Consider the following 10,711-nt stretch of genomic DNA (forward strand, 5'->3'; position numbering starts at 1 on the left):
CTCTGCCCGGGCGGGCGCGCCCCCGTTCTCTCCGCCAGCGGGGGCGCGGGGGGGGGGCGCGGGGGGGGGGCGGGGGGGCCGCCCGCCCCCCCCCCCCCGGGGGCCCCCCCCCCCCGCGTCCCGGCCCGGTCCGTCGCCGGCGTGGTACTCCACCGAGTCGGCCGTCATCTGCATGAAGGCCTCCTCCAACGAGGCCTGCTGGGGGCTGAGTTCGTGCAGGACGACGCCGTTCGCGGCGGCCAGGTCGCCGAGGCCGGCGAGGTCGCCGTCGACCACCTCGTAGGAGCCGTCCGGCCCGGTCTCGTGGCGGATCCCGGCGCCGGCCAGGACGTCGAGCAGGCGCTCGGGGCTCGGGGTGCGCAGCCGGACGGCGGAGCGGGAGTTGCGCCGGATGAACTCGGGCATCGGCAGGTCGGCGAGCAGCCGGCCCCGGCCGATGACGACGAGGTGGTCGGCGGTGACGGCCATCTCGCTCATCAGGTGCGAGGAGACGAAGACGGTGCGGCCCTCGGCGGCGAGCCGCTTCATCAGGTTGCGGATCCAGAGGATGCCCTCCGGGTCCAGGCCGTTGACCGGCTCGTCGAACATGACGATCTCCGGGTCGCCGAGCAGTGCGGAGGCGATGCCCAGGCGCTGGCCCATGCCGAGCGAGAAGCCGCGGGCGCGCTTGCGGGCGACCGGGGTGAGGCCGACGAGGGCGAGCACCTCGTCGACCCGGCGCTCGGGGATCCGGTTGCTCTGGGCGAGCCAGAGCAGGTGGTCGCGGGCGGTGCGCCCGGGGTGGACGGCCTTGGCCTCCAGCAGGGCGCCGATGTACTTGAGCGGTTCGCTGAGCTGTCCGTACCTCCGGCCGTCGATGGTGACCCGGCCGGAGGTGGGTCTGTCGAGGTCGAGGATCATGCGCATGGTGGTGGACTTGCCCGCGCCGTTGGGGCCGAGGAAGCCGGTGACGACTCCCTGGGGCACCCGGAAGCTGAGCCGGTCCACCGCGAGGGTCTTGCCGTAACGTTTCGTCAGGTCGTGCAACTCGATCATTCGCGCTCCCTTACTCTCTGTCAGGCTAGGACAAAGCGGATATCGCGGCCCGCTGAGTGGGCCCGCCGGGCGCACCGGAATACGGTGGCCCCATGACCCAGCTCCCCTCAGCATTGTCGGTGCGCGAGAGCGGCACCGGAACGCCCCTCGTACTCCTGCACGCCTTCCCGCTGAACGCCGCGATGTGGTCCGCCCAACTGGACGCGCTGCCCGGACTGACCGGGGACGACGCCCGCGTGCTCGCCCCCGACCAGCGGGGGTTCGGCGGCACCGTGCTGGGCACCGACGAACCCTCGCTGGACCTGGTCGCGGACGACCTCGCGCTGCTGCTGGACGCGGCCGGGATCGATCGGGCGGTGGTCGGCGGGCTCTCCATGGGCGGCTACGTGGCGCTGGCCTTCGCCCGCCGTCACCCGGACCGGCTGGCCGGGCTGCTGCTGGCCAACACCCGCGCCACCGCCGACTCCGACGCCGTCCGCGCCAACCGGGAGCGCATCGCCGCCGCGGTCCTCGCCCGGGACAGCGTCCAGCTGCTGCTCGACGAGGAGGTGGCGGCCGGCCAGCTCGGTCCGGACTCGCAGCACCTGGTCGAGCGGGTGCAGGCGCTGGTCGCCGCCGCGCCGCCGGCCGCCGTCGCGTGGGCGCAGCGGGCCATGGCGGCCCGGCCGGACTCCCGGGAGGTGCTCGCCGGGGTGCGGGTGCCGACCGCGGTCGTCGCGGGCGCCGAGGACGCCCTGGTGGCCGTCGAGGAGGCCGAGCTGATGGCGCGGCTGCGGCCGGACGCCGAACTGACCGTCATCCCCGGGGTGGGCCACCTGAGCGCCCTGGAGGCACCGGAGGCGTTCGACGACGCCGTGCGCAAGCTGCTCGCCCGGGTGGCCGCCGGATGACCGAGGAGGAGGCCGGCTGGGACTTCTCGGCCCTGGAGGTGACCGGCCGGATGCCGCTGACGAACCGCGGCGAGGGGCTGCTGGAGCTGACCCTGGAGCCGCTCGGCGAGGACTACTGGATGCGCCCGGGGGAGACCTTCATCGTCACCTCGTACGGCGACCACGGCTCGGGCCACCCGTTCGAGGTGCAGTACTGGCCGGACTCGGTCTCGGTGTGGTGCACGTCGTGGTTCGGCACCGTCTCGGACGACGAGGGCAACCAGCTCAGCAGCGGCCACCAGCGGCCGGACGGGGCCTACCCGAGATGATGACGCCCTGAACGACGGCGGGCCCTCACCCGGGAGGGTGAGGGCCCGCCGTGCTGCTGCGTCAGCGGCCCTGCTGGGCGGGCACGCCGATGGTGTCGTCGTTCGGCAGCGAGGCGGCGGCCACGGCCGCGCCGGTCAGCGTCGCCAGCATCTCGCGGACGTTGGTCAGCTGGGCGTTGATGCTGTCGCGGCGGTTGGTGAGCGCCGCCAGCTCGCGCTCGGACTCGCTGCGGATCCGGTCGGCCTTGGCGTTCGCGTCGGCCACGATGTCCTCGGACTGGCGCTGGGCCGTCTCGACGGTCTGGCGGGCGCGGCGCTCGGCGTCGGTGCGCAGCTTCTCGGCCTCCAGGCGCAGCTGCTCGGCCCGGTGCTCGATCTCGGCGAGGCGCTTCTCGGCCTTGGCCTGACGGGCGGCCAGGTCGCGCTCGGACTGCTCGCGGCGCTTGGCCAGGTTGGTCTCGAACTCCAGCGCGGCCTGGGCGGCCTTGGTGCGGGTCTCCTCGAAGAGGGCGTCCGCCTCCTCGCGCTTGTTCTGCGCGTCCTTGTTGGCCTCGGCGCGCAGCTGGGCCGCGTCGCTCTTGGCCTTGTCGACGATCCGCATGCCCTCGTCCTCCGCCTTGGCCTTGCGGTCCTTGGCGTAGTTCTCGGCCTCGGTGCGGACCTGCTGGGCGGCGGCCTCGGCGAGCTCGCGGTGCTGCTCGGCGGCGCGGTGCGCCTCGTCGCGCAGGTCCTTGGCCTCCTCCTCGGCGAGGCGCAGGATCTTCTCGACCCGGGCGCCGAGACCGGCGTACGACGGCTCCTGCTCGGCGACCGCCGCCTGGGCGGTCTGCGTCTCCAGGTGGAGCTCCTCGATGCGCTTCTCCAGCGCACTGATCCGGGTCAAGGCACTGTCACGGTCGGCCACCAGCTTGGTGATCCGCTCGTCGACCTGGGCACGCTCGTACCCACGGCGCACCAGGTCGAAGCCGTGAGGGGAGTGACTGTCGCTCATGGGGTTCTGGGCTTCCTGTCGTCAAACCGCTGAGGTGGTTGAGGGAATCCTGACACGGTACCGGAGTGTCGACGGCGAAATGCCGTTGTCCCGCGGACAATGTCCGCTCAATCGGGTGGTGCGTTCTTGGAGCGATTGCCACCCGACCGGGGGGAGCCAACTCCGGCACCGGCCTTGGCGCCCCCGTCCTTCTTGCTGTTTCCCCCGTTGGTCTGTGCGACCGGTGCCGGTGCCTCAAAGGCCTCCAGGGCGGACAGGACGTCCTGGACCCTGGAGATCTCGGTGTTGATGTCCTTGCGACGGCGCACCAGTTCGTCGAGCTCGCGCCGGCCCTCGGTGGTGACGCGCTCCGCCTCGGCGCGCGCCTCCTCCAGCAGGCGCTCGGCCTCGGCCTTGGCCAGCTCGACCTGCTCGTCCGCCGCGCGGTCGGCGGCCTGCAGCCGCTTCTCCGCCTCGGCGGACGCCTTCTCCAGCCGCTCCTCGGCCTCCTCCTGGGAGGACCGCAGCTTGGCCTCGGCCTTCTCGATCAGCGCCTCGGCCCGGTCGGTGGAGGTGGAGAGCTTGGTCTCCGCCTCCTTGAGCAGGCCCTCGGCCTTGCGGACCGCCGACAGCCGGACCTTGCTCGCCTCGGCGGACGCCTCCGAGGAGAGCTCCCCGGCCCGTTCCTCGGCGGCGGCGACCAGGGCCGCCGCGCGGTCCTCGGCCTCGGCGACGGTGGCGACCGCCTGCTCCTCGGCCTCGGTGAGCTGCTCCTGGGCGGCCGTCACCAGCGCGTCGACGCGCTCGCCGGCCGACTTCATGGCCGCCGCGTTCTCCTTGCGGGCGCGCTCGTGCAGCGCCTCGACCTCGGCGTCCGTGCGCTCGCGCAGCTCCTCGGCGCGCTCGCGGATCGCGGTCGCGTCCCGGCGGGCCTCGGCGAGCAGCGCGTCGGCGTCGGAGCGGCCCTTCTCCACCTCGCCCTGGCCGGCCGCCTCGCCGGCGGCGACCAGCCGGTCGGCCTCCTTGCGGGCGGCGGCGACCATCGCGTCGGCCTGCTCCTCGGCGGCGGCGGTGGTGGCCAGCGCGGTGGTCTGGGCGTCCTCGCCGAGCGACTCGGCGTCCGCGAAGGCCCGCTCCAGGACGGACTTGGCCTGGTCGCGGGTGGCCTTGTCGAACTGCTCGGCGGCCTCCCGGGTGTCCGCGTCGTAGGCGTCGGCGCGGGCGTGGGTCGCGGAGTCGTACTCGTCGGCCAGGGTGCGGGTCGCGAGCGCGTACTCCTCGGCCTCCGAGCGCAGCGCGGCGGCCAGCTCCTCGGCGTCGGCGACCACGCCGGCCGCGTGCTCCTCGGCGGCGGCGACCGTCCGGGCGGCCTGGGCCTCGGCGTCGGCGCGCAGTTGGTCGGCGGCCTCCTGGGCGGTGCGCAGCTCGTGGTCGGCCTCGGCGCGCAGCTGCTCGTCGTAGGCCTGGGCCTCGGCGTGCCGGCGGGCGATCCCGGCCTCGGCGGCCTCGCGCTCGGCGGCGAGCTCCAGCTCGGTCTGCTCGCGCAGGGCGGCCGTCTCGGCCTCGGTGCGGGCGCGCAGGTCGGCGGTCTCGCGGTCGGCGAGCTCGCGCTGCTCCGAGGTTTCCCGGTCGGCGAGCTCGCGCTGCTCGGCGGTCTCCCGCTCGGCGTCGGCGCGCAGGTCGGCGGCGGCCTGTTCGGCCTGCTCGCGGACGTCGGCGGCCTCGCGCTCGGCGGTGGCCGTCAGCTCGGCGATCTGCTGGGAGGCGGCCTCGTGCAGGCCGGCCACCGACTGGCGGACCTCGGCGGCCTCGTCCTCGGCGACCTCGACCAGCGCGGCGCACTCCGCCTTGGCGGCGGCGACCAGCTCGTCGCCGTCGGCACGGGCCCGGTCCAGGACGGCACCGGCCTCGGCGCGGATGGCGTCGGCGGTGGCGCGTGCCTCGGACAGCTCGCGGCCGGCCTCGGCACGGACCGTCTCGGCCTGCTCGGCGGCCAGCGCCAGGTCGGCGGCGGCCTTCTCGCGGATCTCCTTGGCGGCCTGGGCGGCCTCGGCCTTGCGCTGCTCGGCGGAGACGCGGGCGGCCTCCAGCAGCTCCTCGGCGTCGGCGCGCTGGGCGGCGGTCTCGGTGGCGGTGTGCTCGGCGAGCTCGTCCGCGGCCTGCTCGGCCTCGGCGCGGACGCGCTCGGCGTAGGCCTCGGCGTCGGTGCGCTGGGCGACCGTTTCGGCGGCGGTGCGCTCGGTGAGGTCGGCGGCGGCCTGCTCGGCCTCCGTGCGGACGCGCTCGGCGTAGGCCTCGGCATCGGTGCGCTGGGCGGTCGTCTCGGCCGCGGTGCGCTCGGTGAGGTCGGTGGCGGTCTGTTCGGCCTCGGTGCGGACGCGCTCGGCGTACGTCTCGGCGGCCTCGCGGACGGCGGCCGTCTCGGCGGCCGTCCGCCTGGTCAGCTCGTCCGCGGCCTGCTCGGCGGCAGTGCGCTGGGCGGCCGTTTCGGCGGCGGTGCGCTCGGTGAGGTCGGTGGCGGTCTGTTCGGCCTCGGTGCGGACGCGGTCGGCGTACGTCTCGGCGGCCTCGCGGACGGCGGCGGTCTCGGCGGCCGTCCGCTTCGTCAGCTCCTCGGCGCCCTGCTCGGCCTGCTCACGCGCGGCCCGGGCGGCGGCCAGCTGCTCCGCGGTCTCCTCGCGCTCGCGCTGGAGCCCGGCGGCGGCCTCCTCGTGCTCGCGCCGGCTCTCCTCGCGCAGCGCGGTGGCGACCGTCTCGGCCTCGCCCCGGGTGCGGGCGGCCTCGGTGTCGGCCTCGGTGCGCACGCGCTCGGCGTCGGCCACCGCGGCGTCCCGCACGGCCTTCGCCGCGGCGTCGGCATCGGCCCGCAGGGCCTCTGCGGCGGTGCCCGCCTCGGCGCGCACCCGCTGGTCGAACTCGGCCGCGTCACGCCGGAGTTCGGCGGTCTCGCGCTCGGCGGCGGTGCGGTTCTCGGCGGCCGCGGCGCGGGCGGCGGCGAGCGCGTCCTGGCCCTGCTGCTCGGCGGTGGCGGTGATCTTCCCGGCCTCGGCACGGGCCCGGGACAGGGTCTGCTCGGCCCGGCCCTGGGTCTCGGCGGCCTGCTCCTGGGCCTGCTCGCGCAGCCGCTCGATCTCGGCGGCGGCGCCGGCGCGCAGCTCGTCCGCGTCGGCCTTGGCCTTGGTGAGCAGTTCCTCGGCGTTCTTCGCCGACTCCTCGATCTGCACCACGGCCTGGCGGCGGGCCTCGCCGCGGACCCGGTCGGCCTCGGCGGCGGCCTGGGCGCGCAGCTCCTCGGCCTCGGCGCGCAGCCGGGCGGCCTCGTCCTGCATCTGCTCGATCCGCTCGCGGATCGCGGCCGCGTCGTCCAGGGCGGCGTTCTGGGCCTGCTCGACGGCGGCCTGGGCCTGCTCGCGCAGGAGCTGGGCCTCGGCGGCGGCCTCGGTGCGGATCCGCTCGGCCTCCGCGGCGGCCTCGCTCCGCGCCGCCTCGGCGTCCCGGTCGGCCCGGTCGAGGACCTCCTCGGCCGTCTTGGCGGCCTTGGCGAGGTGGACGGTGGCGTCCTTGGCGCCCGCCGCGCGGCCCTCCTCCTCGGCCTCGCCGCGCAGGCGCAGCGCGTCGGCCTCGGCCTGCGCCCGCAGGTCGGCGAGGTCGCGCTCGGTGCGGGCGCGCAGGTCGGCGATCGCCGCCTCGGCCTCGGCCTTCAGCTCGGCGGCGACGGACTCGGCGGTGGCGCGCAGCCGCTCGCTCTCCTCGGCCGCGGCGGCCCTGGCGGCGTCCGCCTCGGCCTGCCGGTTGGCGGCCTCGGCCCGCACCGCCTCGGCCTCGGCCCGGATGGCCTCGGACTCCTTGGTGGCCTTGGCGACCAGGCGGGCGATCTCGGCCCGGGCGGTCTGGGAGCGCTGCTCGTTGGCGGCGTCGCCGTCGGCGACCCGGCGCTCGACGGCGGCCTCGGCGTCGGCCTGGAGCTGCTCGGCGGCCCGCTCGGCCTGGTCGCGCAGCTCGGCGGCCTCACGGCGGGTGCGCTCGGCCTCGGCGATCGCCTCGGCGCGCAGCCGCTCTATCTCGGCCTGGGCGTGGGACAGCTGCTGCTCGGCGCGGGCCTGCTCGGCGGCGGCGTGCTCCTTGAGCCGGCCGATCTCGCCCTGCGCGGCGGCGAGCTGCTGTTCGGCGGCCGCGTGCGCGGCGGCCAGCTGCTGCTGGGCCTCGCCGCGGGCGGCGTCGACGTCGGCGGCGGCCTGGGCGCCGGCCTGCTGGGCCTGCTCGGAGGCGGCGCGCAGGAGGCGCTCGGCGTCGTTCTGGGCCCTGTGCAGGGCGGCCTCGGCGGCGGCCTGGGCCTCGCCGCGGGCGGCGTCCACGTCGGCGGCGGTCTGCGCGCGGGCCTGGTCGGCGAGGGCGACGGCCTCGGCGCGGGCGGCGGCCATCATCCGCTCGGCCTCGGCGCGGGCCTCCTGGAGCAGGCGGTGGGCCTCCTGCTCGCTGCCGGACCTGGTCTGCTCGGCCCAGCCGTTCAGGTGCTGCTCGGCGTTGCGGCGCAGCTCGGTGAGCTCGTCCTCCAGCTGGCGGCGGCGGGCGGTGAGCTCGGCCTCCAGGCGGGCGGTGCGCTCGGCGGCCTCGGCCATGATCCGCTGGGTCGCGGCCTGGGAGTCCCGCAGCTGGCGCTCGGCGTCCGCGCGCATCTGCTGGGCCTGCATCTCGGCGGTCCTGAGCATCTGCTCGGCCTGGCCGGAGACGGCGTCGAAGGCACGCGGCTGGGCGAGCATGCGACGGGATTCGTGCAGCTTGGCCCGGAGCACCTCCACCTGGTAGGCGAGGTCCTCGGCGTGCTCGACTGCCTTGTCCCGCTCCTTTCGAGTCCGACCCATCTCGGCCTCGAACTGGGAGAGGTGATCGTCAGCCTCGTAGCGGTCGTTGCCCCGCACTCCGCGGTCCCATCCATCTCCTGGTCGCGTCCTCGACCCGGCCGGTGCGAGGCCCCCGTGGTTCCGGGTGCCGCTCCGACTGGTCCTTGCATCCGCGGCCGGTGAGCCCCCACGTTCAAGCCGGGGCCGCCCGCCGCGGTCGTCGGAGCCCTCGGTGCGGGAGCGCGGTGATGCCGCGTTCCCCCGTCCGGGTGGACTCCTGGGCGAACTCTTGCCTTGTGGAGAATGGTGACAGATCCGACTTGCGACTGTTCAGCCGTGCCCGCGTAGTGGACTCCCCTGCGACGGGCCGCCGCCGGAGGGCGGACGGGCCTGTCATCGGCCGTGCCCGTCCCCTCCGTCCCCCGGAGTCTTCGCGCACCTGGGCATTGTAGTGGGAGCGCACTGCGGGGGAATGGCCGCGTGGGGGTTTTCGGCGTACCCGGCCAGGTTACTGACGAGTTCCCGGGTCCGGGCGGAGCGAGGGCCCCGTCGAAAGGTGCATGCGCGTCCGGCGCCTCCCGGGCGTCAGCGGGGGGAGGGAACGGGATGCCGCCCGGGGCGGGAGCGGCATCCCGGGGCTCTCAGTGCTCGTCGTGGGCGGCCGGTTCGGCCGAGGTGACCAGCTCGGTCAGGACGCCGCCGCAGTCCTTGGGGTGCAGGAACGTGATCCGCGAGCCCATCGAGCCGATCCGCGGCTGGTCGTACAGGACCCGGACGCCCTTGCCCCGGATCGCCTCCGCGTCGCCGTCGACGTCGGCGGTGCCGAAGGCGATGTGGTGGACGCCCTCGCCGTTCTTCTCCAGCCACTTGGCGACGGTCGAGTCGGGCCGGGTGGGCTCCAGCAGCTGGAGGTAGGAGGCGCCGCCGTCGCCGGTGTCGTTGATCTTGAGCATGGCCTCGCGGACGCCCTGCTCCTCGTTGACCTCGCTGTGGAACACCTCGAAGCCGTACGTGGCGCGGTAGAACTCGACCGTCTTGTCGAGGTCTCGGCAGGCGATGCCGATGTGGTCGATACGGGTCAGCACGGCGGCCTCCGGTGAGCGGGTCGCGAAACGGGTGGCCACCAGTGCAGCGCATCGCGCTTAACGCGCGCCAGCGCCGGACGTGCGAGTCTGCTCACACGCCCGGGGTTCACCCGGACCGCGTTGACACGGTGTTGACTGGACGGTGCCAGTGCGCTCGATCACACCGTAGCTCCGGTGACGGGCGGGTAACAGGTCAGTACATTGAGCGGCATCCTCACCTGGCCACGACGTGCGAAGGGGCTCGTCCCATGACCAACACCACCTCTGTGATCGTTGCCGGTGCGCGGACCCCCATGGGTCGCCTGCTCGGCTCGCTCAAGGGCTTCTCCGGAGCCGACCTCGGCGGCTTCGCGATCAAGGGCGCGCTGGAGCGGGCCGGGATCACGGGGGAGCAGGTCCAGTACGTCATCATGGGCCAGGTGCTCCAGGCAGGCGCTGGCCAGATCCCGGCCCGCCAGGCCGCCGTCAAGGCCGGCATCCCGATGAACGTCCCGGCGCTGACCATCAACAAGGTCTGCCTCTCCGGCCTCGACGCGATCGCCCTGGCCGACCAGCTGATCCGCGCGGGCGAGTTCGACATCGTCGTGGCCGGCGGCCAGGAGTCGATGACCAACGCCCCGCACCTGCTGCCGAAGTCCCGCGAGGGCTACAAGTACGGCGCGGTCGAGGTGCTGGACGCCATGGCGTACGACGGCCTCACCGACGCCTACGAGAACATCCCGATGGGCGAGTCCACCGAGAAGCACAACACCCGCCTCGGCATCGGCCGCGAGGTCCAGGACGAGATCGCCGCCGCCTCGCACCAGCGCGCCGCCAAGGCCCAGGCCGACGGCCTCTTCGACGCCGAGATCGTCCCGGTGCCGATCCCGCAGCGCAAGGGCGAGCCGGTCCTGTTCGGCCAGGACGAGGGCATCCGCGCGGACACCACCGCCGAGGGCCTCGGCAAGCTGCGCCCGGCCTTCGCCAAGGACGGCACGATCACCGCCGGCTCCGCCTCGCAGATCTCCGACGGCGCCGCCGCCGTGGTCGTGATGAGCAAGGCCAAGGCCGAGGAGCTGGGCCTGACCTGGATCGCCGAGATCGGCGCCCACGGCAACGTGGCCGGCCCGGACAACTCGCTGCAGTCCCAGCCGTCCAACGCGATCAAGCACGCGCTGGCCAAGGACGGCCTGACCGTCGCCGACCTCGACCTGATCGAGATCAACGAGGCCTTCGCGGCCGTCGCCCACCAGTCGATGAAGGACCTCGGCGTCTCCGCGGACATCGTCAACGTCAACGGCGGCGCGATCGCCCTCGGCCACCCGATCGGCATGTCCGGCGCCCGGGTGGTGCTGCACCTGGCCCTGGAGCTCCAGCGGCGCGGCGGCGGCGTCGGCGCGGCCGCCCTGTGCGGCGGCGGCGGCCAGGGCGACGCCCTGATCGTGCACGTCCCCAAGGATCACAGCCCGAAGGCCTGATCAACCTCGACCTGTCCGGGGCTGGGGGGCCCCCCAAAACGGGCGACGCCACCGAGTGCAACAACCCAAAGCAAACCCAGAGACGAGTGGACCCACATGTGGACACAACCCGGCCACACGACACA

Annotated in this window: 7 protein-coding genes; 3 read left to right on the top strand and 4 right to left on the bottom strand. The window is 74.9% G+C overall.

Annotation, left to right across the window (positions count from 1 at the left end; all coding sequences use genetic code 11):
- On the bottom strand, nt 1–1,035 hold a 1,035-nt coding region (locus ACFV4G_RS14720), incomplete at its 3' end, for an ABC transporter ATP-binding protein (RefSeq protein ID WP_380440144.1).
- Nucleotides 1,036–1,127: 92 nt separating this feature from the next.
- On the opposite strand from ACFV4G_RS14720, the gene ACFV4G_RS14725 reads away from it, so the two are divergent.
- Nucleotides 1,128–1,925: an alpha/beta fold hydrolase gene (locus ACFV4G_RS14725; RefSeq protein ID WP_380440146.1), complete on the top strand. Its 798-nt coding sequence runs from the start codon at nt 1,128–1,130 to the stop codon at nt 1,923–1,925.
- Nucleotides 1,922–2,233, top strand: coding sequence for a hypothetical protein (locus ACFV4G_RS14730; RefSeq protein ID WP_329927956.1), 312 nt, complete (start codon nt 1,922–1,924; stop codon nt 2,231–2,233). The genes ACFV4G_RS14725 and ACFV4G_RS14730 overlap by 4 nt, the downstream gene beginning before the upstream one ends.
- A 61-nt stretch (nt 2,234–2,294) precedes the next feature.
- Here ACFV4G_RS14730 and ACFV4G_RS14735 read toward each other — a convergent pair whose 3' ends face one another.
- The 3 genes from ACFV4G_RS14735 to mce form a co-directional block, all read right to left on the bottom strand.
- A complete protein-coding gene (locus tag ACFV4G_RS14735) occupies nt 2,295–3,224 on the bottom strand; it encodes a cellulose-binding protein (RefSeq protein ID WP_329927955.1) in 930 nt (309 codons plus the stop codon).
- A gap of 107 nt (nt 3,225–3,331) precedes the next feature.
- Complete coding sequence (locus ACFV4G_RS14740) at nt 3,332–8,122, bottom strand: hypothetical protein (protein WP_380440149.1); 4,791 nt, start codon at nt 8,120–8,122, stop codon at nt 3,332–3,334.
- 563 nt (nt 8,123–8,685) lie between these two features.
- Complete coding sequence (gene mce / locus ACFV4G_RS14745; protein WP_329928148.1) at nt 8,686–9,129, bottom strand: methylmalonyl-CoA epimerase; 444 nt, start codon at nt 9,127–9,129, stop codon at nt 8,686–8,688.
- A 248-nt stretch (nt 9,130–9,377) separates the two neighbouring features.
- Between mce and ACFV4G_RS14750 the strand changes: the two genes are divergently transcribed.
- On the top strand, nt 9,378–10,586 hold the full coding sequence (locus tag ACFV4G_RS14750) for an acetyl-CoA C-acetyltransferase (RefSeq protein ID WP_380440151.1): 1,209 nt from the start codon (nt 9,378–9,380) through the stop codon (nt 10,584–10,586).
- Nucleotides 10,587–10,711 lie beyond the last annotated feature (125 nt).

Source organism: Kitasatospora sp. NPDC059747, assembly GCF_042732955.1.
Classification (GTDB): Bacteria; Actinomycetota; Actinomycetes; order Streptomycetales; family Streptomycetaceae; genus Kitasatospora.